This is a genomic window from Marinobacter sp. M3C (assembly GCF_023311895.1).
In the GTDB taxonomy this organism is placed as follows: domain Bacteria; phylum Pseudomonadota; class Gammaproteobacteria; order Pseudomonadales; family Oleiphilaceae; genus Marinobacter.
On record NZ_CP092284.1, the window covers coordinates 2,077,359 to 2,100,674 of the forward strand.

The 23,316-nt window shown below is 55.9% G+C and carries 23 protein-coding genes; 10 read left to right on the forward strand and 13 right to left on the reverse strand.

Annotation, left to right across the window (positions count from 1 at the left end; all coding sequences use genetic code 11):
• Window positions 1-28: 28 nt before the first annotated feature.
• From MIH18_RS09635 to MIH18_RS09670, 8 genes are all read right to left on the reverse strand, one after another.
• A complete protein-coding gene (locus tag MIH18_RS09635; RefSeq protein ID WP_249014408.1) occupies window positions 29-1,411 on the reverse strand; it encodes a GGDEF domain-containing protein in 1,383 nt (460 codons plus the stop codon).
• 39 nt (window positions 1,412-1,450) lie between these two features.
• Window positions 1,451-2,449 (reverse strand): tyrosine recombinase XerC, encoded by a 999-nt coding sequence (xerC, locus tag MIH18_RS09640; RefSeq protein WP_249007482.1) that lies wholly within the window; start codon window positions 2,447-2,449, stop codon window positions 1,451-1,453.
• 3 nt (window positions 2,450-2,452) lie between these two features.
• Complete coding sequence (locus tag MIH18_RS09645; protein WP_249014409.1) at window positions 2,453-3,196, reverse strand: DUF484 family protein; 744 nt, start codon at window positions 3,194-3,196, stop codon at window positions 2,453-2,455.
• Between the two features lie 15 nt (window positions 3,197-3,211).
• Window positions 3,212-4,210: a diaminopimelate epimerase gene (dapF, locus tag MIH18_RS09650; protein ID WP_249007480.1), complete on the reverse strand. Its 999-nt coding sequence runs from the start codon at window positions 4,208-4,210 to the stop codon at window positions 3,212-3,214.
• Window positions 4,207-5,457: a diaminopimelate decarboxylase gene (gene lysA, locus MIH18_RS09655; RefSeq protein ID WP_249007479.1), complete on the reverse strand. Its 1,251-nt coding sequence runs from the start codon at window positions 5,455-5,457 to the stop codon at window positions 4,207-4,209. The genes dapF and lysA overlap by 4 nt, the downstream gene beginning before the upstream one ends.
• Window positions 5,458-5,470: 13 nt before the next feature.
• A complete protein-coding gene (locus MIH18_RS09660) occupies window positions 5,471-5,656 on the reverse strand; it encodes a lipoprotein (protein ID WP_249007478.1) in 186 nt (61 codons plus the stop codon).
• A 4-nt stretch (window positions 5,657-5,660) separates the two neighbouring features.
• Complete coding sequence (gene argH / locus MIH18_RS09665; RefSeq protein WP_249007477.1) at window positions 5,661-7,076, reverse strand: argininosuccinate lyase; 1,416 nt, start codon at window positions 7,074-7,076, stop codon at window positions 5,661-5,663.
• A 404-nt stretch (window positions 7,077-7,480) separates the two neighbouring features.
• Window positions 7,481-8,374, reverse strand: a complete 894-nt coding sequence (locus MIH18_RS09670) for a transporter substrate-binding domain-containing protein (protein WP_249007476.1) — start codon at window positions 8,372-8,374, stop codon at window positions 7,481-7,483.
• 398 nt (window positions 8,375-8,772) lie between these two features.
• Between MIH18_RS09670 and MIH18_RS09675 the strand changes: the two genes are divergently transcribed.
• The 6 genes from MIH18_RS09675 to MIH18_RS09700 all read left to right on the forward strand — a co-directional run bounded on the left by MIH18_RS09675 (window position 8,773) and on the right by MIH18_RS09700 (window position 14,834).
• Complete coding sequence (locus tag MIH18_RS09675; RefSeq protein WP_249007475.1) at window positions 8,773-9,792, forward strand: histidine kinase; 1,020 nt, start codon at window positions 8,773-8,775, stop codon at window positions 9,790-9,792.
• 22 nt (window positions 9,793-9,814) lie between these two features.
• Window positions 9,815-10,561: a LytTR family DNA-binding domain-containing protein gene (locus tag MIH18_RS09680; protein ID WP_249007474.1), complete on the forward strand. Its 747-nt coding sequence runs from the start codon at window positions 9,815-9,817 to the stop codon at window positions 10,559-10,561.
• A gap of 129 nt (window positions 10,562-10,690) precedes the next feature.
• Complete coding sequence (gene hemC, locus MIH18_RS09685; RefSeq protein ID WP_249007473.1) at window positions 10,691-11,632, forward strand: hydroxymethylbilane synthase; 942 nt, start codon at window positions 10,691-10,693, stop codon at window positions 11,630-11,632.
• Entirely contained in the window at window positions 11,613-12,419 is an 807-nt protein-coding gene (locus MIH18_RS09690; protein WP_249007472.1) for a uroporphyrinogen-III synthase, read from the forward strand. The genes hemC and MIH18_RS09690 overlap by 20 nt, the downstream gene beginning before the upstream one ends.
• A gap of 13 nt (window positions 12,420-12,432) precedes the next feature.
• On the forward strand, window positions 12,433-13,596 hold the full coding sequence (locus tag MIH18_RS09695; RefSeq protein ID WP_249007471.1) for a uroporphyrinogen-III C-methyltransferase: 1,164 nt from the start codon (window positions 12,433-12,435) through the stop codon (window positions 13,594-13,596).
• Window positions 13,593-14,834 carry a heme biosynthesis HemY N-terminal domain-containing protein gene (locus MIH18_RS09700; RefSeq protein WP_249014410.1) on the forward strand — a complete coding sequence of 414 codons (1,242 nt, stop codon included), beginning with the start codon at window positions 13,593-13,595 and terminating at the stop codon, window positions 14,832-14,834. Before MIH18_RS09695 ends, MIH18_RS09700 begins: the two co-directional genes overlap by 4 nt.
• A gap of 32 nt (window positions 14,835-14,866) precedes the next feature.
• Here MIH18_RS09700 and MIH18_RS09705 read toward each other — a convergent pair whose 3' ends face one another.
• From MIH18_RS09705 to rho, 3 genes are all read right to left on the reverse strand, one after another.
• Window positions 14,867-15,868, reverse strand: coding sequence for a 2Fe-2S iron-sulfur cluster-binding protein (locus MIH18_RS09705; protein WP_249014411.1), 1,002 nt, complete (start codon window positions 15,866-15,868; stop codon window positions 14,867-14,869).
• 1 nt (window position 15,869) lies between these two features.
• Window positions 15,870-17,381 carry a 4-hydroxy-3-polyprenylbenzoate decarboxylase gene (gene ubiD / locus MIH18_RS09710; RefSeq protein ID WP_249014412.1) on the reverse strand — a complete coding sequence of 504 codons (1,512 nt, stop codon included), beginning with the start codon at window positions 17,379-17,381 and terminating at the stop codon, window positions 15,870-15,872.
• 178 nt (window positions 17,382-17,559) lie between these two features.
• On the reverse strand, window positions 17,560-18,822 hold the full coding sequence (gene rho, locus MIH18_RS09715) for a transcription termination factor Rho (RefSeq protein WP_249007467.1): 1,263 nt from the start codon (window positions 18,820-18,822) through the stop codon (window positions 17,560-17,562).
• A 451-nt stretch (window positions 18,823-19,273) separates the two neighbouring features.
• Here rho and moaB point away from each other — a divergent pair, with 451 nt between their 5' ends.
• The 4 genes from moaB (at window position 19,274) to MIH18_RS09735 (ending at window position 21,893) form a co-directional block, all read left to right on the forward strand.
• A complete protein-coding gene (gene moaB / locus MIH18_RS09720; RefSeq protein ID WP_249007466.1) occupies window positions 19,274-19,846 on the forward strand; it encodes a molybdenum cofactor biosynthesis protein B in 573 nt (190 codons plus the stop codon).
• An 83-nt stretch (window positions 19,847-19,929) separates the two neighbouring features.
• Entirely contained in the window at window positions 19,930-21,144 is a 1,215-nt protein-coding gene (gene glp, locus MIH18_RS09725; protein ID WP_249014413.1) for a gephyrin-like molybdotransferase Glp, read from the forward strand.
• Between the two features lie 2 nt (window positions 21,145-21,146).
• Window positions 21,147-21,407 (forward strand): molybdopterin converting factor subunit 1, encoded by a 261-nt coding sequence (gene moaD / locus MIH18_RS09730; protein WP_249007464.1) that lies wholly within the window; start codon window positions 21,147-21,149, stop codon window positions 21,405-21,407.
• 3 nt (window positions 21,408-21,410) lie between these two features.
• Entirely contained in the window at window positions 21,411-21,893 is a 483-nt protein-coding gene (locus tag MIH18_RS09735; RefSeq protein ID WP_249014414.1) for a molybdenum cofactor biosynthesis protein MoaE, read from the forward strand.
• 8 nt (window positions 21,894-21,901) lie between these two features.
• Here the strand turns inward: MIH18_RS09735 and mobA are convergent, their stop codons facing one another.
• Together mobA and trxA are read right to left on the reverse strand one after the other, a co-directional pair.
• Window positions 21,902-22,507 carry a molybdenum cofactor guanylyltransferase MobA gene (mobA, locus tag MIH18_RS09740; RefSeq protein ID WP_249014415.1) on the reverse strand — a complete coding sequence of 202 codons (606 nt, stop codon included), beginning with the start codon at window positions 22,505-22,507 and terminating at the stop codon, window positions 21,902-21,904.
• A gap of 205 nt (window positions 22,508-22,712) precedes the next feature.
• Window positions 22,713-23,039 (reverse strand): thioredoxin TrxA, encoded by a 327-nt coding sequence (gene trxA, locus MIH18_RS09745; RefSeq protein WP_018402620.1) that lies wholly within the window; start codon window positions 23,037-23,039, stop codon window positions 22,713-22,715.
• Window positions 23,040-23,316 lie beyond the last annotated feature (277 nt).

Genomic DNA, 23,316 nt, shown 5'->3' on the forward strand with positions numbered 1-23,316 from the left:
GAACGAAATAACAGCGGACTTGGACCGTTTAGTCCGCGCTGATCTTAACCTGGTTGCGGCCGGCATTCTTGGCTATATAAAGCGTGCGGTCGGCGCGTTCAAACAGGGTATCTTCGTCATCGCCACTTCTGATGCTCGCAATCCCTGCCGAAAAGGTAATGGTAACCGGCTGATTACTAAAGTGGAACGGCAACTTTGCGACATTGGCGCGTAAGCCGTCAATGACTTGTTTGGCCTGGATACCTGTGGTTTCCGGTAGCAACACCACAAATTCCTCACCGCCAATACGGGCGATAAAATCTGTCGACCGCAGTCCTTTTTTCAACTCCCGCGCCAGCAGTTGCAGCACCCTGTCGCCCGCTTTATGGCCGTAAGAATCGTTAATGCGCTTGAAGAGGTCGATATCGACAATGGCAATTGTCATTTCACCTTTATAACGTTGCCACCGCTCGACCTCGAGTTGCAGGCGGTCGTGCCAGGAGTCACGGTTGGGTAGCTGGGTGAGCATATCGGTATTGGCGCGCCGGCGCTCTTTAAGAACCTGTTCGCGCATCAGCTCAGACTCGGTTTCCATGGTGACGATTTTCTGCTGCATGGTTTCCAGCTGAGTCGCCAGGGCTTTTTCACGTTCACTTTCGCGCTCGCGAAAGTGGACGACTGACTGGGCTATGTCGTCCAGATGAGCAGCCACAGAATGTTTCAGCTGATCGAGGTTGTTACTGCTTTGAATGTGCTGGCTCAGGCGCGTTATCCCGCCCTGCAAATCCCGGCCCAACGCCTCTGATGCACTCAGCCGGCCACTTTGTGCGGACGTATGCGCTACAAAGCTCTGGCGCAGCACGGCCAGGCGATGGTCAAGCTGTTGAATAAATTCGTCAAACTGGGCGCGGCATTGCTTAATAGCCATCATCACCAATTCAGCCACATCGCGCAGACCTTTACGCAACGCGCTCCAATCTTCGCTATAAAGCAGAATCTGCTGCAGAGCGCGGGCTTTTTTTTCCGCTTCTGCACTTATCGGTATCTCGCTGACGATTTGTTCCACTAACTGGCCAACACGGCGTGCAATACGCAGGCGCTCGCCGTCCTGGCCCAAGTCCATAGAATCTGCGGTAGGGCAAGCATCAGAACCTTGTGAAGCAAATTCCGCTTGTTCCAGAAGCACCATTTGGCAATCAATCTTTGTTTGCAACGCCTCCCAGCGCTCAACGTCAATAGAGGGACTACGTACTTGGTCACGAACGCTATCTAATAGCTGGTCAAGCTCGCCAGACTGCCCCTTCAGACCCAAGCTGGTCCGCACCAGCATTCGCTCAAGCAACATGCGGTGCTGTTGCCACTGTTGCTCACGGTGTTCGGCCGCATCCAACTCCCGTAGATATTGGTCTTTCCAAGACAACTCTGCGCTCATGGGACCTCCTGCGCGTCACAAGGCCGTGTGCTGATCGGCTTATTCATGATTGATTCGTCGCCGTTTTGCTCTTGGATGACTTTGGTCATACACACTGGCAAGGTGTTGAAAGTCTAAGTGAGTATAGACCTGAGTGGTCGCAATGTCCGCATGGCCCAACAACTCCTGAACCGCCCGCAGATCGCCACTGGATTCCAACAAGTGGCTGGCAAATGAGTGCCTCAGCATGTGCGGGTGCAGTTTCTGATCGGCGCCTTTTACCACGCCCCACCGCGCCAGTCGCACCTGAATACTTCGGTGGCTAAGGCGGTCGCCGCGGCGGCTGACAAATAATGCCTGCTGCCCGGCACCCGCAAGCCCTGGCCGCACCGCTAACCAAGCCTGAAGCGCCGCCAGGGCAGGTCGCCCAACGGGCAAAACGCGCTGCTTATTGGCCTTACCAGTCACTTTTACCTGAGCGGCTGCCAGGTCTACCGTGGCCAAATCCAAAGCGGCGACTTCTGCCAACCGTAAACCGGAAGAATACAGTAATTCAAAAATGCACACATCCCGCAATTCCAACGGATCGTCCGCCTGGGCATCCAACAGGTGCGTTAGCTGGTCTACATCGGCAACGACAGGTAACCGCCGCCCGCTTTTTGGCGCTCTAATACCTTCCGCCGGGCTATTTTCTGCCAGACCTTCACGCAACAAGTAATGGTAAAAACGGCGTATGGCTGAAAGGTGGCGGGCTATGCTGCGGCCGTTCAGGCCCGCACGGCTCAAGTGTGCAACGTAACGGCGGATGTCGTGACTGCTGAGGTTTTGCCAGCTGGCTTCCGAGTGCTCTTGAGAGTGTTTTTGAGAGTCGTCTTGAGATTGATTAAGCGAGTGCTTTAAATAGCACTCTTGAAGCCAGCGCTGCAGGCGCAGCAGATCTCGCTGATAATGCTCGCAGGTGAGCGGTGACAGGCGTTTTTCAGAGGCCAGGTGGCGAATGAAGCCGTCAACACCCTGAAACAGGCCAGTGTGTCGAGGTTTGTCACCGGCCCAGAGCATCGGTCAACGAGACTCGGCAATGTCGGTTAGCGGCAATGCTACCAAGTGGCGCTGTACCATTGGCGGTAGTAACCGGCTTAAAGTGTCGCTGATATAACTTAAAAACAGCGAACCCATGCTCTGGTCAAAATAACTCGGTACACAGCTGCCAATGGCAAACACACCGACAAGTTCATGGTTGCGCAGTGGCACCAGAGCCACCGAGGCAACCGGCTCGTCGCGATCAGGGAACAAAAAAGCGCGCTCGCTTTCGCGAAACTGGCCGCACACTGCGCGACCGCCATCCAGCAAATTACCCAGCCGTTTGTGCGCTTCCGCCGGCGACACCACATGCAGGGCGCCTTTAGCCGCCTGCGGTAGGGGGCCATCGGTAAATAGAATTATACTGACCGCGTCCAGACCAAAGTCACCGCGGATACTGTCGTCAATCACCGCCGCCATGTCGTTCAGATTTTTGGCTTCGATAATCTGCATCAGCAAGCGTTTGCTCTTCTGGAACAGCTGGTCATTCTGGCGCGCGATGCCCACTAACTCAACCAGCTCATGACGCAGAGTGTCTCGCTGCTCGCGAAAAAGATGAACCTGGCGCTCAACCAACGAAATGGCCCGCCCGCTATCGTGGGGTAAAGTCAGGTCGCGCAGCAGGTCGCTCTGTCCAACAAAAAAATCAGGGTTGTCACGCAGGTATTGCGCCACTTGCTCTGCATTTGGAACGCCGGCCTCTTGGCGGGCCGCTGAATCTGTCATCGTGTGCTCCTGGTGTCAGGATCGTTGCCTGCCGGTTCTGGCGGGTTTACGGCGGCGAATGCCAGGCTCTGCGGGCAGTCGCAGCTGGCCCTCAAAAACGTTGGCAACGGGGCCATCCATCATAACAGCGGCTCCGGGCCCCTGCCATTCGATAATCAACTGGCCTCCGGGCAGTTCTACTTCTACCTGCGGATCGAGCAAACCCCGCAAACATCCTGCAACAACCGCAGCGCATGCGCCAGTGCCGCAAGCCAGAGTTTCACCACAACCACGTTCAAACACCCGCAAGCGAATATGGCTGCGATCCACAATCTGCATAAACCCAATATTGGCTTTGGCAGGAAAGCGCCAATGCTTCTCTAACAGCGGCCCCAGCGTTGCCACCGGAGCGTTGTCGACGTCGTCAATCACCAGAACGCCGTGGGGGTTGCCCATAGACACCGCCGACAACTCTATGTTCTGGCCATCTACGTCTACGTTGTAAACCGGTGCAAATTCTTCAGCGCTGAACGGCACCATGGCGGGTTCAAGCCTTGGCACGCCCATATCGACTTTCACCAACCCGTCTTTCCCCACCCGCAGCTCAATAATGCCACCCGCTGTTTGCACCCGCATCACTTTTTTGTTAGTCAGGCGCTGATCGCGCACAAAACGGGCAAAACAACGGGCTCCATTACCACATTGCTCCGCTTCCGAGCCGTCGGCATTGAAAATCCGATAGCGAAAATCCACATCCGGCAGCCCTGGCGGCTCCACCACCAGCAGCTGATCAAAACCGATGCCAAAATGGCGATCGGCCAGCTCGCGAATCATCTCCGGGCGCAGGCGAAACATCTGGCTGATGGCGTCAACCACCATAAAATCATTACCTAGGCCGTGCATTTTTGTAAAACGCAGAGTGCCGCCCGCATTGCCACCAGAAGCGGCGCTCGGACTACCAACAAAGGCGCCGCCAGCGCCGCGCCGGGAGACCGGCCCGTCAACGCTGACCAACAGCTCCCCGTCGTCACTCATAATGGCAGGCAACTCTCGGGAGCCAATTGTTCTTCCAAAGTTTCGCGGCGGCGCACCACATGTACCTTATCGCCATCGACCATCAGTTCAGGCGGGCGATTACGGGTGTTGTAGTTGGAACTCATCACAAAGCCATAAGCCCCGGCCGAACGCACCGCCAGCAGGTCGCCGGCGCTCAGGCTAAGCTGGCGATCTTTACCCAGAAAATCACCGGTTTCGCACACTGGGCCCACCAAATCCCAGACTTTTTCGTCGCCCTTGCTATGGGGGGCCACCGGCACAATAGCCTGCCAGGCGCCGTAGAGCGCAGGACGAATCAGATCGTTCATGGCGGCGTCAATAATCGCGAAGTTACGGTGCTCTGTACACTTCAGAAATTCAACACGGGTCAGCAACACGCCGGCGTTGGCGGCGATTGAGCGCCCCGGCTCCAGAATCAGTTCCAATTTGCGATCGCCCAGACGCTCAAGAATCGCTTCCACGTATTCGCCGGGCTGCGGCGGTGTTTCATCGTTATAGGTAACGCCCAGGCCACCGCCCAAATCCAGGTGTTTTATCTCGACCCCCTGCTTTGCCAGACTGTCCACCAGTGCCAGAACCCGATCCAGAGCGTCCAGAAATGGCGCCACCGTGGTTAGCTGTGAGCCAATGTGGCAATCCACACCGCGCACATCCAGGTGGGGCAAACTGGCTGCACGGGCATAGACCGCCGGCGCGACGTCAATATCGATACCGAATTTGTTTTCTTTCAGACCGGTAGAGATATAAGGATGAGTGCCAGCGTCTACGTCGGGGTTTACCCGCAGCGATACTGGCGCTTTCACGCCCAGCTCACCGGCAATGGCGTTCAACCGGTCCAGCTCGGTGTCAGACTCTACGTTAAAACAACGCACACCCGCTTCCAGCGCGCGCCGCATTTCCCAGGGCTGCTTGCCAACGCCGGAAAAAACCACTTTGGCCGGGTTGCCACCGGCCCGGATCACCCGTTCCAGCTCACCGGCGGATACGATATCAAAACCCGCGCCCAGGCGGGCCAGCACGTCCAATACCGCCAGATTGCTATTCGCTTTTACCGCATAACACACCAGATGCGGGTGATTCTGCAGAGCGTTGTCGTAAGCCCGGTAATGGCGTTCCAGAGTCGCTCGGGAATATACATAGGCCGGCGTGCCGTGTTGCTCTGCAATGCGCGCCAGCGGCACATCTTCGGCCCAGAGCTCATCATTCTTATAAATGAAATAATCCATAAAAATTCCTGAATTAACGGGCCTGACCCGATGTTTCTGATATGGGCACAGGCGTCGGCTCCGCGTTTTGTGCTAAGGGTTCCTGGCTAGGCGCTTCGCGGTAGAGATCGCCTTTCTGGCCGCAGCCTGAAAGCCCGACCACCAACAAAAGGCTTAACAGCGCTACGACTTTAACAACCGCGGGGAATTTCAGACCCATTATCTCAACCCTGCTTAAGTGCGTTACGGGCGCGCTTAACGGCTGCCCGAACTTGCGCCGGCGCGGTGCCACCCAGATGGTCACGTGCCTGCACCGAGCCTTCAAGAGTCAGCACGTCAAATACGTCTTCGCTGATAGTACCCGAAAAAGACTGTAGCTCCGCCAGTGTCATATCTGACAAATCGCGCTTCTGCTCTACGCCAAAGGCAACAGACTTGCCCACCACTTCGTGGGCGTCGCGGAACGGCATGCCTTTTTTGACCAGATAATCGGCCAGATCCGTCGCGGTGGAAAAGCCACGCTTGGCTGCTACCCGCATATTGTCGGCCTTGGCCGTGATAGCCGGCATCATATCAGCGTAGGCTCTCAGGCAGCCTTTCACCGTGTCTACGGTGTCAAACAGCGGCTCTTTGTCTTCCTGGTTGTCTTTGTTATAGGCTAGCGGCTGGCCTTTCATTAACGTAAGCAGACTGATCAAATGGCCATTCACCCGGCCTGTCTTGCCCCGGACCAGTTCTGGCACGTCCGGATTTTTCTTCTGCGGCATAATCGAGGAGCCGGTACAAAAGCGGTCTGGCAAATCGATGAAATCAAACTGCGCAGAGGTCCACAGCACCAGTTCCTCGCTGAAGCGCGACAGATGAGTCATCAACAGCGCGGCAAAACTGCAGAACTCAATGGCGAAATCGCGATCACTGACCGAATCCAGGGAGTTTTCCGAAGCGCGGTCAAAGCCCAGCAGCCGGGCTGTCATCGCACGGTCAATCGGATACGTGGTGCCCGCCAGTGCCGCGGCGCCCAGAGGCATGATATTCACCCGCTTACGGCAATCCTGCAGGCGTTCACCATCGCGCACCAGCATTTCGTACCAAGCCAACAAATGATGGCCAAAGGTCACCGGCTGCGCGGTTTGCAGGTGGGTAAAGCCCGGCATAATGGTATCGGCTTCGCGTTCAGCCAAGTTCAGCAGCCCGGCCTGCAGTCGTTTTATCTCCTCGGCAATCACGTCAATCTCGTCACGCAAATAAAGCCGGATGTCGGTGGCCACCTGGTCGTTACGGCTGCGGCCGGTGTGTAACTTTTTACCGGTAACGCCGATGCGGTCGGTCAGCCGCGCCTCGATGTTCATGTGCACGTCTTCCAGACTGACCGACCACTGAAAAGTCCCAGCTTCAATGTCGGCCTTCACCGCCTTCAGCCCTTCCAGAATGGTGTCGCGCTCTTCGTCGGTCAGAACACCCACCGCTGCCAGCATGGTGGCATGGGCAATAGAGCCGGTAATGTCGTGATGATAAAGGCGCTGGTCAAAACCGACAGAGGCGGTAAAGCGCTCTACAAAGGCGTCAGTAGGCTCGGTAAAACGTCCACCCCAAGGTTTTTCCGAGCTTAAGGCCTGCTCCGGCGATTTGTTATCCGTCATCGTTTCAGTACTCCTGTTACATGTAATTGACCGGCGAGCATCTAACCTCATGAGAAATCATGAAAGTGGCAGTTTTCGCGATTTTTAGCGTGAACTTTCCTACATTGTAACGTCTCAAGATCCCAGAATCGCTCTAAATGTCGGCGCGTGACCGGGCCTTGCCAAACATCACGTCGGACACTATCCGTACGTTGACGGGTAAAGGATAATCAATGCCCTGAACCCGGCGTTAAAAATAGCCTGACGCCGGGAGTTACCCGAGCCCTGACTGCGGTTCCGAAACTGCAGAGTTTGGTGCTTCTGCCTGGCCTTGCAGAGCGTTAAATAGCAACCTGAAAAACGTCATGTCGTTGCGACCGGAAGCGGCCTCGAAGGTACCTTACCTTGCGGCCACCGGGAACATCCTATGGCGCTGAAAAATCACGACAGAAATGGTAGATATCCCGAACTCCCTGGAATATAACGACAGGAGGGCAAACGTAACGATGTACGATGGCGGAATACGTGCCGTCATTCTGCATCGCTTCCAGAGCACGATCAAAATTTGCGACAAATTCTGAGCTGACAGAATTTTTTGAAAAAATATAATGAGCGTTTTTGTCAGAGACAACTATCGAACTGTCGGTGATCTGGTCGGCAAGTCCCAACGCCCTTATTTCGTATAAAGCCGTTAACTTATCTGCAATTACCCCATCGACGCGATTAAGTGCCAACATTCGCCAGAGCGCTTGTCGTTGTGACGTGTACTCAATGTTTTTTTCGTAGTCAGGATCTTTGACGAGGGTGTCGTATTCTTCGCTATAAGATACGTTTATTTGCACCCCTAACCTGAAATCTGAACCCAGTACCTCTTTTAACCCGGAAAAACCGAAGTCAGCCTTGTCAGAACGGCGAATAAACAACAGATTGGGAGAGACCGTCGGCACTGTATTTGCGTAATACGCGTAATGCTCCCGCTCGGGAGTGTGATAGGCACCTGAGACCATATCCACACGCCCCTGACTCAATTCTGCGAGCGCCCTCGCCCAGGGAAGCTTAATCAGAGAAAGATTGCAGTCCAGTCGCCGCATGACCTCACGACTGACATCGGCATCGATGCCTGCAACGTTATTACCGTAAGCGACGAAGTAAGGTGGATCATCGTCCCAGCGCAACGTTATATTGCACTCAGCAAAGCCTGGGACAACCAAGCCGTATGAAGAAACAATTAATACAGTAGCTTTGCAAAACCCCGCACAAGAAACACCCCACGGCATGCAAAATATTGCAGGTTCACGGTCATTCCTGGTCAGCTGCATTACGAGTTCCGCTTGGGTACGTAAACTATCTTGATGTAAATTGATCACCTGCGCCAGCTAAAACCGGTGCAGAATTATTCGTGATGGGTATGGGCTTATATGGACTCATACGCCAGTTCTTAGCCTTTTCCGAAATATGCTTTTACTTGCCGTGCAGTCCGATCATTTCCCAGACAAAGACCGGGGTTAATTCTCAGTTACAGCGAACACTTCAGTGCGTACAAAACATGATCTATAGTTCCTACTGGCAGCCCGAGGTCACAGGGCCAAAATGGATAAATAAAACGTAGCAGGAGCATAACATTCTGACCCGGTTAAAGCAGACACCCGGTAACAGCGCGACTGCCGCGGATTCGCGGTTTTTTGTGCCAGACCTGTGCAGGGTGCGGGCCTTGTTCATGCTACTCGTTACCAGCGAACTGCTGGTGCTGGCACTGGCGATGGTGCAAGTGCAGCAAGGCTGGATTGACTGGGGGTATTTTGGCTTGCTGTCATTGTTTGTACAGTGGACCGTGCTCACCAGCATTGCCATGATTTGCCCGCTGCGTCCGCGCCTGGCGCAACTGTCGGTGGCCAGCGCAACGCTGGCCATTGTTGTTCTGGTGCTGGCGGATGTCTTCGTTTTCAGCCTGTTTGCTGACCGGGTGTTGCATCCCGGGCCCGGCGCACCTCAATGGCATAACATTGCTAAAAAAATGCTGCTGGCGTTGCTGATTACCTTAATGGTGCTTCGCTACTTTTATCTTCAGCACCAATGGCAACAACAACAGGAAGCCGAACTGCAAGCACGTTTAAGCTCGCTGCAGAGCCGGATTCAACCCCACTTTTTATTCAACAGCATGAACACCATCGCCAGCCTTATCGCCAGCGACCCCCAGCGGGCGGAAGACGCGGTGCTGGACCTGTCAGAGCTTTTCCGCGCCAGCCTGCGCACCAGCGAACAGCTGATTCCACTGCAGCGCGAACTGGAACTTTGCCAACGCTATCTGGATATTGAGGTCCTGCGCCTGGGGGACCGCCTTCAACTGCAGTGGCATATCGCTGACGGCTTGCAAAACCAGGCCATTCCGCCCCTAACCCTGCAACCACTGATTGAGAACGCCATTTACCACGGAATTCAACCCCGTGCCCAAGGCGGCATTGTGCGCGTAGAAGCGCAGACCAGCGGCGATTTTGTATACTTGCTCGTGCAGAACCCAAAACCCGAACCCGGCCACGGCGGCCACGACGGCAACCGCATGGCGTTGGACAACATTCAGGCCCGTATCCAGGCGTTATTCGGCGACCGCGCGGTGCTCAAACACAGCCATCAGGGCGACATTTACACCGTGACCCTACGCCTCCCCACGCAGCAAGTAGACCCTCAGGGAGCGCAGCGACGCACATCGTTAATAGAAGCGCAGCGACAAACATTATGAAAAGAAGCGCCACAAAAAACCTATGATCCACCAGAGAATTCTGATTGCCGACGACGAACCCCTGGCCCGCGACCGCCTGAGGAGACTAGTCGAAGGACTTCCCGGGTACTGCGTTTGCGGTGAAGCGGCCGACGGCGGCAGTACACTGCACGCCGTTGCCGAACTGGAGCCGGACATTGTATTGCTGGACATTCGCATGCCCGGCGCCGACGGCATGGACGTTGCCGCCCACCTGGGCCAGCTTGAGCGCCCACCCGCGGTCATTTTCTGCACCGCTTATGATCACTACGCGCTACAGGCTTTTGAGGTAAACGCATCTGCCTACCTGATGAAGCCCGTACGCAAAGACGCCCTGGCCACGGCGCTGCAACGGGCCGCAAAAACCAACCGCCGGCAGCAGCCCCCAACCAGCACTGCTCCGACCGCAGTCGAACTGGCGGTGCGCACATATCGCGGCACCGAACTGATCGACTTAACCTCCTTGATCTACTGCCAGGCTGACCAAAAATACGTCACCCTCCACCACTTACAAGGTGACGTATTGTGCGATTACACTCTCAAAGAACTTGAGCAGCATTATGGCGACCACCTGTTAAGAGTGCACCGCAATACCCTGGTTGGCACACGATTTATTCAGGCACTGCACCGCAACGCCAGCGGCCAGGCGATTCTGGTTCTGCGTGGTGGGCTTGGCGAACTACCGGTTAGCCGCCGCCACGCCAGCGAGCTGCGCCAGTGGCTGCAGGATTATCGACCTGGTAGACACTAGCGAAAAACCTGATCGGCACTAGTGAGCGAGCTGGCCCACGTTAGCAAGCAACCTGACCGACCCTAGCGAGACTTTTTTTGGGCGACAAGGTACCCTTGATCCACATTTAACGAACCGACAGTGAGTGTCATGTCCGCAAGAAATCTTCGCATTGCAACCCGCAGCAGCGCACTGGCGTTGTGGCAGGCAGAATTTATCAAAGCCGAGCTGGAACGATTGCACAGCAACGTCACAGTGGAACTGGTCAAGATTAAAACCCTGGGTGACAAGATTCTGGACGTGCCGCTGGCCAAGGTGGGTGGCAAAGGCCTGTTCGTCAAAGAGCTGGAAGAAGCCATGCTAGACGGCCGCGCCGACTTGGCCGTGCATTCCATGAAAGACGTGCCCATGGCCTTTCCCGAAGGATTGGGACTGGTAGCCATCTGCGAGCGTGACGACCCCACTGACGCCTTTGTCAGCAATCATTTCAACAGCCTGGATGACCTGCCGCAGAACGCGGTAGTGGGCACATCCAGCCTGCGCCGCGAATCTCAGCTGCGGGCCAACCGCCCGGACCTGCAAATTCGCATGCTGCGGGGCAATGTAAACACTCGCTTGGCCAAGCTCGACGCCGGTAATTACGACGCCATCATATTGGCCAGCGCTGGCCTGAAGCGCCTGGGTTTTGAAGCGCGCATTCGCAACTGCATGCCAGACACGCTCAGTCTACCGGCTGTGGGCCAAGGGGCTTTAGGCATTGAATGCCGGCTTGACGATCAGGAACTGCGGGCCATGCTGGAGCCGTTGAATCACACCGACAGTGCGGATAGGGTCAAAGCTGAGCGTGCGCTGAATACTCGTCTTAACGGTGGCTGCCAGGTACCTATTGCGGCCTATGCGCTGCTGGAAGACAACGATATGTTGTGGTTGCGCGGCCTGGTGGGCGCGGTGGACGGCAGCGTTATTTTCCGCGCCGAAGGCCGCGTACACCGCAGCGAAGGGGAACGCCTGGGCCGCGAATTAGCCGAAGACCTGCTAGCACAGGGCGCTGACAAAGTACTGGCTGAAGTCTATGGCTACACTCCGACCTGAGCCTGCGCTACTGCCCCTTGCCGGGCGGCGCATTCTTATCTGCCGCCCGCAGCCAGAGGCTGATCGCCTGGCGATGGCCTTTCAGGCAGCCGGGGCACAGGCCGAGTGCTTACCGCTGATTGACCGCGCACCGCTGGCACTGAGCGCAGAACACCAGGCCCACATCCAAAACCTGGACCTGTTCCAGCATATTGTGGCGGCAAGCCCTTACGCTGCGCGCCAACTGCTGGAGCAGATTGATGCCTGGTGGCCGCAACTGCCCGTAGGCATTCACTGGTATGGCGTGGGCGCCGGCACCGTTGCTGAACTGTCACGTTACGGAATTACGGCTCGCAGGCCCGTACAAGGCTGGACCAGCGAAGCCTTGCTGGCGTTGCCGCCACTACAAAACCTGGAAGACCAGCGAGTTCTGCTCGCCCGCGGCGGCGAAGGTCGCGACTTATTGCAGAACACCCTGCGCCAGCGGGGCGCTCAAATAACTGTGCTACCCTTATATCAGCGCTTTTGTCCGCAGTATTCCGCGGCACAATTGGCGCATGCTCTAGAGGGCTTTAACCCGGACGCTGTGATTACCTTATCGGGTGAAACCCTGAAGAATCTCGTCGCGCTGTGTGCGAAGAACGACCATAATCTGTATCGAAAACTATTGATTGTGCCCGTAGAGCGGGTGGCCGAGCAGGCTCAGGCAGCCGGCTTCATTAACCCACACGTTCCAGCAGGCCTGACAGACAACAACATAGTGGCCAGTGTCACAGCACAACTCACTGGCCGGACGGTGGCCCTGTAAAAGCGAAGTAAGGATGCCCGTGACCAACACACAGAAACAACTCCCCGCCCCCATAACCCAGCAACAGCAGCCGGAGCGAACGCGTACCTGGCCGCTGTGGCTGATCAGCATAATTGCTTTGGTTCTGGTGCTGTTACTCGTGCTCTGGAACTGGCAGCAGTGGAATAACAATCAGGCCAGCCAGCAAGTTCTTAAAGACCTGCAACAGGAAACCGCCCAGCTTGATTCACGCTACGGTGAACGCGGCAGTCAGCAGGCTCAGCGCTTGCAGTCGCTGACCGACGCGGTGGCCGCACAGCGAGAACTGATTGCCACCCAACAGCGGCAGATAGACCACAATGCCACCACCCTGCTGGAAGCCGGTAATCGAACCCGCACCGACTGGCTGTTGGCCGAAGCCGAGTATCTGTTGCGGGTAGCCAACCAACGCCTGCTGATCGAGAAAGACATTAAAGGTGCGGCTTCTGCGCTGCAGGCCGCAGATGACGTATTGGCCGAATCGGATGATATCGGCGTGTATCCGGTGCGCCAACAATTAGCACGGGAAATGTTGGCACTAAAGAGCATTGTTGCGGTGGATAGAACAGGCCTGTACCTACAACTGGAAGCTGTTATAGACAGTGTTCACCTACTGACCGACCAGGCGCTGATTCATGAAAACGCGCCCGGCTTCATGCTCACAGCCGATACCTCCGACGTCAACGCGGGCGAGCCAAGCATGGCAGTTCGCGCCTGGCAATCATTCACCCGCACGCTCAAAGAGGTTGTTGTTGTGAGACGGCTGGACGAACAGGTAAAACCCTTGTTGTCGCCGGATCAATCCGCCTACGCCCGTCTGAATCTTCAGCTGATGCTGGAAGAAGCCGAACTGGCGGTCCTGCGCGGCAACCAGGCGCTTTATCAGAAGTCCCTGGAAAAAGCCCGTACCACGGTGCAGGAGTGGTATAACGCCGATAACGCCCGTATTGGCGCTCTGGCAGACACTTTGGGCGAGCTCGCCAGCCGCAATGTAGACCCTGAACTACCAGACATCAGCCGCTCTTTGGGACTGCTAAAACAGCGTGTTGCCGGCCGCGGCGCGAACACTAATGGCGATCAGGATGCCTCCGCAAACAGCGATGGACAGAATGGCAATGTGCCAGTCAATGGGGCCACCGGTAACGGAGGCAATTTATGATAGGTTTGCTGGTCATTATTGTACTGGCACTGCTGCTGGGAACCGGGCTGGCGTTCGGCCTGCAGTATGACTTAGGCTACATTCGAGTCAGCTTTGGCAATTATCTGGTCGAAACCAACTTTTGGGTAGGCCTGGCACTGCTGGTGGTATTGGTTGTACTGACAGTCATGCTGATTGGCCTGGTGCGGCGTTTACGCAACGGCACCAGCCTGATGTCGGGTTGGATAGCCCGCGGCAAAGAGCGCCGTGCGCGCCGCCGCACCACTCAAGGACTTTTGGCGCTAGCCGAAGGCAACTGGCCGCGAGCAAAAAAGATGCTGACATCATCGGCAAGCAACGCTGATACGCCGCTGATCAACTATCTGGCAGCGGCACAGGCCTCGTTTGAATGCGGTGACCACGAAGCGGTAGACGAACTGCTGCGCAAAGCGTTTGAGAGCACGCCGGGGTCTGATATGGCCGTCGGCATTACCCAGGCCCAGCTGCAGCTGGCGGGCAACCGGGTGGAACAGGCCCTGGCTACGTTGCTGCGCCTGCGCAAGCAGTCGCCTCATCATCCGTTTGTACTCAAGCTATTGAAAAACGCCTATTTACGTTTGGAAGACTGGCGCGAGCTGTCGAAATTGTTACCGGAATTGCGCAAGCGCAACATTCTTGTTCCGGCCGAACTGGACGATCTTGAGCGCCAGACCTGGCACAATCTTTTGGAAAAGGCTGCCAGCAACTGCCGTAAGGAACAAGCCAATAACCCCGCCGCCAGCCTGGACTCTTTCACCGGTCTGTGGGATCAGTTACCCAGCTCTATGCGCCGTGACGAACGCACAATCTTCAATTACACCAGCCTTCTGGCTGGTCTGGGGGAAGAGGCGCAGGCTGAAATACTGCTGCGCAAGGTGCTGCGTAATCACTGGAGCGACGAGCTGATTAATCTTTACGGCCGAGTACAAAGCCAGGCGCCTGACGAGCAACTGCTGCTGGCCGAACAGTGGCTGAAAGACCGCCCAAATAACGCCGAACTGCTGCTGGCATTGGGTCGGTTGAGCTTGCGCAATGAGCTGTGGGGGAAAGCACGAGAATACTTTGAAACCAGCCTGAAACTGCAGCGCAAGCGTGAAACCCTAGCCGAGCTAAGCCGCTTGAACGCTCACATGGGGCACGACACCGCCAGCATAAATCTGCTGATGCAGAGCCTGGAAAAGGATAACGGCCTGCCCCGCCTGCCTATGCCAAAAGCCTGACGGCTGGGGTTAGAGCTGAGTGTGCTCCGCCGCTATGGCCGCGGAGCATATTCCAGCACATCTGAAAAGAACACGTTAGCCGGCATGCCGGCGGCTTTTAGGGCGTCCATCAAGGTATATACCATGGTGGGCGAGCCACTGGCGTGTACTTCCACATTATTCAAATCAACGTTTGCCCCAAGCACGGCGTGCACCAACTGGTCGTGGTGGCCCGACCATTCGCTGTCTTCGTTATCACCCACCACCGGCACAAAGCGAAATGGCGGCCAGTCTATCGCCCATTGCTCGGCCAGGCCTTGTAAATACAAATCCTGTCGCTGGCGCACGCCCCAGAACAACACCACCGGTTGGTTGTAATCAGTGCTGCGCAAGTACTCTATCAGGCTTTTCATTTGCGCGAATCCGGTGCCTGCTGCGATTAATAGCAGCGGCTTTTTGGGTATCGCCGCTAAACAAGCTTTGCCATGAGGCAATTCCACCATCACTTCGGCGCCGACTTGCAGCGCGTTTACAATAATCTGCCCCGACGCCCAGCCCGGCGAAGCCTGAATGTTCAATTCTATATTGGCCTGCTGCGGACTGCTGGCAATGGAAAAATAGGCAGGGCCGGCGTTATCGAGATGAATTGCCAAATACTGGCCAGCATGGAACGACAGCTCGCGGCGCCGCGGTAATTGCAGTTCAATCCGGAAAATATCGTGATTGAGTTTGCGGACGTCCAGCACTTTGGCAAGGACTTTCCGCGGCGGATTACTTCCAGCAGCGATCACAGACGTTATCTCCAGTTCCACATCAGCCAGGGCCCGAGTACGACACAGCATCAGGCGGCTGGCAACAGCTAGTGTATTTTGATTTCTCGTGTTTACAGCCGTGCCGGCAAGCATGCGGGCTTCACAGATCTCGCACACACCGTTGCGGCACGCCATGGGCACTGCGATACCTGCTGCTGCTGCGGCGCTAAGCAGATCGTCACCGGCATTGGCCCGGTACTCCAACCCACAAGGCTGTAACCGGACCCAGTAACTGTCCTCCATATTAGACGGGGCGGCCGGACACAGTTTCAACCCCGGAATTCGCCGGCAAGGTAATTCCCAGGCTATCCCACAGTTCATCCACCCGCTGTTTTACCTCAGGAGTCATGGTGATGGGCTCACCCCACTCGCGGTCGGTTTCACCAGGCCATTTATTCGTCGCGTCCATGCCCATTTTCGAGCCCAGGCCCGATACCGGTGAGGCAAAATCCAGATAGTCGATGGGGGTGTTTTCCACCATCATGGTGTCACGTGCCGGGTCCATACGGGTAGTCATGGCCCAGATAACGTCTTCCCAGTTGCGGGCATTGATGTCGTCATCAGTCACGATAACAAACTTTGTATACATAAACTGGCGCAGAAATGACCACACACCCATCATCACCCGTTTAGCGTGTCCCGGGTATTGCTTTTTCATAGTCACGATCGCCAGGCGGTATGAACAGCCCTCTGGCGGTAGATAGAAATCAACAATCTCGGGAAACTGCTTTTGCAGAATGGGGATGAACACTTCGTTCAGCGCCACACCCAGAATTGCCGGCTCATCGGGCGGACGACCGGTGTAGGTACTGTGGTAAATCGGGTCTTTACGATGGGTGATACGCTCGACCGTGAACACCGGAAACTGGCCAACCTCGTTGTAATAACCGGTATGGTCACCAAACGGGCCTTCCGGTGCCATATCGTCGGGGTAAATAAAGCCTTCCAGCACAATCTCGGCACTTGCTGGCACCTGCAGATCACTCAATCCGGCCTTCACTAACTCGGTACGACTGCCACGAAGCAAACCTGCAAAGGCGTATTCTGACAGCGAGTCCGGCACCGGCGTCACTGCGCCCAGAATCGTTGCGGGATCCGCACCAAGAGCGACCGCCACCGGATACGGCTGGCCGGGATTGGCTTTCTGCCAGTCACGAAAATCCAGCGCACCACCACGGTGGCTAAGCCAGCGCATAATCAAGCGATTGCGCCCGATCACTTGCTGGCGATAAATACCCAGATTCTGGCGTTCCTTAAGGGGACCACGGGTAATGACCAGCGGCCAGGTAATTAGCGGGCCAACATCCCCCGGCCAGCAGTGCTGCACGGGTATCTGATAAAGGTCGACTTTGTCTTTCTCAATCACCACGTCCTGGCAGGGTGCAGAGCGCAAAACTTTAGGGCTCATGCGCATAACCTGGCGGAACAGCGGCAGTTTTTCGATGGCGTCTCTGAAACCCTTGGGGGGATCAGGCTCTTTCAAAAACGCCAGAAGTTTGCCGATATCGCGCAGCGCGGTAACGTTCTCTTGCCCCATACCCAAAGCAACCCGCCTAGTGGTGCCAAACAGGTTGGCCAGCACCGGCATGGAATACCCTTTAGGATTTTCAAACAGCAAGGCCGGCCCGCCAGCACGCAGTGTGCGGTCGCAAATTTCGGTCATTTCCAGGTGAGGATCTACTTCGACTGAAATGCGTTTGAGTTCGTCCAGCTTTTCCAGCTGGTTGATAAAATCCCGCAGGTCGTTGTATTTCATGCTTTGCTCCGGTTAGTTCCGGTCATGTACGTGGGTTCTGGGAGATTGGTTCTGGTTAAGCGTTCAGACAATTTAACACTAAGCCCGAACAGGATGAGGGACCGTATTCTGGGAGCCGTGCCGGGGAAAAACTTTTCTCCGGCACGGCGCAACACCCCAAACAAATGCGCAAGAAATCTTAGCGGCGCTTCATAGACTGGAAGAACTCGTCGTTCGTCTTGGTGTCTTTCAACTTATCCAACAAAAACTCGATTGCTGCGGTGTCGTCGTCCATAGAGTGCAGTAGCTTGCGCAGTATCCATACTTTCTGGATATCGGCTTCGCTCATCAGCAGGTCTTCGCGGCGGGTGCCGGAGCTGCGGATGTTGATGGCCGGATAGGTACGCTTCTCGGCAATCTTGCGATCCAGGTGGATCTCCATATTGCCGGTGCCTTTGAATTCTTCATAAATCACTTCGTCCATTTTGGAACCGGTGTTCACCAGAGCGGTGGCCAGAATGGTCAGGCTGCCGCCTTCTTCAACATTACGCGCGGCGCCGAAGAAACGCTTGGGTTTTTCCAAGGCGTGGGCGTCAACACCACCGGTCAGTACTTTGCCGGAGGACGGGATCACGGTGTTATAGGCACGGGCCAGACGGGTGATTGAATCCAGCAGGATAACCACGTCTTTTTTGTGTTCAACCAGGCGCTTGGCTTTTTCAATAACCATTTCTGCCACTTGTACGTGGCGGGCTGGTGGCTCGTCAAAGGTTGACGCAATCACTTCGCCGCGCACGGTGCGCTGCATTTCCGTTACTTCTTCCGGGCGCTCGTCAATCAGCAGCACAATAATGTGGCATTCCGGATGGTTACGGGTGATTGACTGGGCAATACTCTGCATTAGCAGGGTTTTACCGGCCTTGGGCGGCGACACAATCAAACCACGCTGGCCCTTACCAATAGGCGCAACCAGATCCAATACGCGGGAAGACAAGTCCTCCGTGCTGCCGTTACCGGCTTCCAGATGCATGCGCTCGTCTGGGAACAACGGAGTCAGGTTTTCAAACAGGATCTTGTTACGGGCGTTATCGGGTTTGTCGAAGTTGATTTCGCTGACCTTCAACAGCGCAAAATAGCGCTCGCCGTCCTTCGGCGGGCGAATTTTCCCGGAAACGGTGTCGCCAGTGCGGAGGTTAAAGCGGCGAATCTGGCTGGGTGACACGTAAATGTCGTCAGGACCCGCCAGGTAGGAAGCATCGGCAGAACGGAGGAAACCAAAACCGTCCTGTAGAATTTCCAGTACGCCATCGCCGTAGATGTCTTCTCCGCCTTTGGCGTGGCGCTTGAGTATGGTGAAGATAACGTCTTGCTTGCGTGAGCGTGCAAGATTATCGAGACCCATTTCTTGCGCAATTTCGAGCAATTCGGGCATGGAATTCTGTTTGAGTTCAGTAAGATTCATAGTTTATTGATTTTTCAGGAATGGAAGAAAGCGAACGTTAGGGTGAAGGGGTGCCCCGGAACGGATTGATAAGTACAGTCTAAAGAACGGGATGCTGGCCAGATGAAGCAACCGGGAGATAATAAAGTCCGGAATATGAGAACAGAAGCCAGAGAGTGGGAACATTCGTTCGCCGGGCAGGATCGATAATCGGCTACCTCGGCGCCGAATGTCAAGGCCAGAGCCGAAAAAAACCACCAATTTCGCAAGAGATTGCACGTTCAGGCCGTTTTATCCTGATTCAGCTTACGTTAAGAGACTTGATTTCGACGGTTCCGCCGAGCGTTGTGCGGCGCCCCGGGTTCTCGGCTGCTCCCCACAAAGAGTTACTCCCCTTCCATTAATGCCCCACGATGCGGATACTAAAGGCCAGATTCTTTCACATTTTTATCGCCGAAAACAGGAGCCGCCCATGAGCAGCAAGCCAAGCCACGAACTGATTCCTATGAATATTGCGATATTGACAGTGTCAGACACCCGCGGCGAAGATCAGGACAGTTCCGGTCAGTTTCTGGAAGACAGCGTGGTCGAGGCCGGCCACAATCTGATTGCGCGGCGCATTTTGCCAGACGATGTTTATTTGATGCGTGCGTTAATCAGCGGCTGGATAGCCGACCCACAGGTTCATGCCGTTGTTATTACCGGTGGCACCGGCTTTCATGAGCGCGACAGCACGCCAGAGGCCCTTGGGCCCTTGCTGGACAAAACCATTGAAGGTTTTGGTGAGGAATTCCGCCGGCTGTCAGCCGCAGAAATTGGCACCTCGACTATCCAGTCCCGGGCATTTGGCGGACTGGCCAATCATACGGTCATATTCTGCCTGCCTGGCTCTACCGGAGCCTGTCGCACCGGCTGGAACGGTATTCTGGCCACCCAGCTGGACAGCCGCCACGGCCCTTGCAACTTTTCGGCACTGGTCGGGCGCAAGCCAGATCGGGCAATGGCACGACTGGGGCAAGTGATTGGTAAACGCGCTGTGCGTTAGCGAATACGATAGAAAGTGTGCCAATCGCTAATCAGTCATCCAATTTTCATGCCTAACCACCCCTAACAAAGTAAGCAGGTACCATGGCCGCCGTCGATCTGACCCCCGTTGAAGATGCCATACAGCATTTGCTAACCCTTGCCGCACCGCCAGCGGCGGTTGAGCTTGCCCCGGTTCACCGCACTCTGGGCCGGGTGTTGGCTCGAGATTACACCGTGCCCGCCGATGTGCCGCCAGCGGATAACAGCGCGGTAGACGGCTATGCTTTGCGCGCAGAGGATTTTCGGCCTGGAAAGCCGCTTTTGATTTCGGCGCGCATTCCTGCAGGCCAGGCACCAGGGGCACTGGTTGCCGGCACCGCCGCGCGGATTTTTACTGGCTCCGAAATTCCATTAGGTGCCGATACCGTTGTGATGCAGGAACGTACAAAGGTGGATGCCGATGGCATGCTGATCGACGGCAATGTGAAGCTCGATCAGAATATCCGCCGTCGCGGCCAGGACCTGGCCGCGGGCGACTTGGCTCTGGCCCAAGGCACTTTGATTCGCCCCCAGGAAATGGGCCTGCTGGCCAGCATGGGCATTGCCGAGGTTGAAGTGTTCGAAAAGCTTAAAGTGGCGATACTCACCACCGGAGATGAACTGGTTGACCCAGGCACACCGCTCGAAGCCGGTCAGATCTACAACACCAACCGCTACACGTTGTTGGGCCTGCTGGATCAAGCGGGCTGTGAAGTGGTGCTGTGTGAGAGTTTGGCGGACACACGCGAGGGTACCCGATCAACTCTGCAGCGGGCAGCAAAGGCCGCCGATCTAGTGATCACTAGTGGCGGCGTGTCTGTGGGTGAGGAAGACCATGTGCGCGCAGTATTGGAAGAATTCGGCCAGCTCTCACTGTGGCGCATGGCGATCAAGCCCGGCAAACCGCTGGCGTTTGGCGATATCGGCGGCACTCCGGTACTGGGCTTGCCCGGTAATCCGGCGGCGGTGCTGGTCACATTTTTAGTGGTGGGTATGCCGTATATTCGCCAACGCCAGGGGCGCCTACACATCCATCCGTTAGGCCAGCAAGTCGCGGCCGGGTTCAGCGTCGGTTCTGCCTCCGTACGACGGGAATATGTGCGCGCGCGGCTGGAGCAGAACCAGGGCAATACAGTCATTAAAGCGTTCCCCAACCAGAGTTCCGGTGTTCTCAGTTCAGCCTGCTGGGCTGACGGCCTGGCAGCGGTGCCGGAACACAGCACTCTAAGCCCTGGCGACATCATCACTTACTTTCCGTTTTCTGAATTGGTGAGCTGACCATGCTTGAGCAGACCCTTAGCGTCCGTTTTTTTGCCCGCTTGCGCGAAGAGCTGGGCACCGAACACTTAACCATGCCAGCACATGCAGGCCAGACCGCCGCAGACTTGCTGGCTACCTTGGCCAACCGCGGTGGGCCCTGGGCTCAGCTGAACACCGGCCAACCGGTGATGATCGCCATTAACCAGGCCATGGCAAAACCGCAATCGCCCGTTAAGCCAGGTGATGAAGTAGCGTTTTTCCCACCAGTGACAGGAGGTTAGCGAATGCCACAAAAGTCTTCTGCCGGTTCACAGGCTGTGTCCAGCGTCAGTATCCAAAACGCGGATTTTGATGCAGCACAAGAGTACGCGCAACTGCGCGACAGCGGCGTGGGCACAGGCGCCATTGCTACATTCACCGGGCTGGTGCGCGACAGCGGTGATCGCCAAGGCGTAACCGGGCTGTTTCTGGAACACTACCCAGGCATGACTGAACAGATCATTAGCGATTTAATTACACAGGCTGGCCAGCGCTGGGATGTGCGCAAAGCACGAGTGATACATCGCATAGGCCACTTGCCTCTAAAGTCACAGATTGTATTTGTAGGCGTATGCAGTGCCCACCGGGGCGATGCCTTTGCCGCCTGCGAGTTTATTATGGACGCGCTAAAAACATCGGCGCCGTTCTGGAAGAAAGAGCTGACCGACACAGGTGAGCATTGGGTCGAGCAGAAAGCATCAGACGTTGCGCGCACAGAAGGTTGGTAGCAGAACCGTCAATTCTCTAGGTCTTGCGGCCGATTGCGGTTGGTGAACAGCTCAGATAACCCAGAACAATCTACCGATTGAGCCTGCTGGCTGTGGGCAAACATCATAACCCGACGGTTATCGTTACACAGCTGCTGCTTAAGCGCAGCCGCCATAGCCACCGGATAAACCCCGTGTAACGGATGATCGCGCCCGTCGCACCGGGCTATCACCGGCCGACCGGGAGCGCTGCGCCAGGCCTGTAACAGCTGCCGCAGCAGCGCCGGGGTAACGCCCGGCGTGTCGCAAGGGCACACCAGAACCGCCTCGTATCCGCGGGAATCGGCCTCCTGCAAACCTGCTAACAGGCCCGCCAGTGGCCCTTGTCCGGCAAACTCAGGAGCGTCAGTAAACACGTCCCCCAAGCGGCTGTATTCCTCGAGGGAACGGTTGGCGCTGATCAGCGCCGAGCCGGTTGCGGCTCGTAAAGCTTCTGCAACCCATGCTGCCATAGGCCTGCCGCGCCAGTGCAACATGCCTTTGTCTTTGCCATCCATACGCGTGCCCGCGCCTCCTGCCAGCAGCAGGCCAATAACCGGCAACGGGGCTTGGGAACTGCTGGTGTCAGTGTTCATCACGCTCTCTTATGGCCGTTTTGCCTGTTGCCGTCGCGTTCATTGTCGCCGGTTTCCGCATTATTACCGTAATCAGCATTTCCGCTACTGTTATTACAGGCGTCAGGGACGAGGCTGGCACCATAAAAAAACCGCCCTAGAGCAGCGCTCCGGGGCGGTTTTTCAACCTGGCTTTTCAGTCGGGCTTTTCAGTCGGGCTATGCAATCAGAGATTGCTGTCCAGAAACGCTGCCAGCTGGGACTTAGACAAAGCACCCACTTTGGTCGCGTCCACATTGCCATTTTTGAACAGCATCAACGTAGGAATACCACGAATGTTGAACTTAGGTGGCGTTTGCTCGTTCTCGTCAATGTTGAGCTTGCAGACTTTCAGCTTGCCGGCGTATTCCTCGGCAATTTCCTCCAGCACCGGCGCGATCATTTTACACGGGCCACACCACTCAGCCCAGTAATCCACCAGTACCGGCACATCAGACTGCAGTACGTCCTGTTCAAAGGAAGCATCGGTTACGTTAACAATATTTGCGCTCATTCTCATTTCCTGTTTCTGGCATCTGCCCGGTAACAGATGCAGTTAGCTGTATTGACTATCGCTGTCATTTTGAAAACCGTACGATAACTCACGCTCTCTTCGTGGACCATGCTTTCAATGGCCAATACTTTACGCCATTGCTCCGTCTGTTGTGAAGCCTTCGCTGACAGGAGGGGAATTCCCTGCTCATTAAACCACAGTCAGTCAGGCTGGCTGACAGGCCCTTGGGTTATCGCTATAGTACGCCCTACGTTCATCCCACAAGGATTCCTAACCC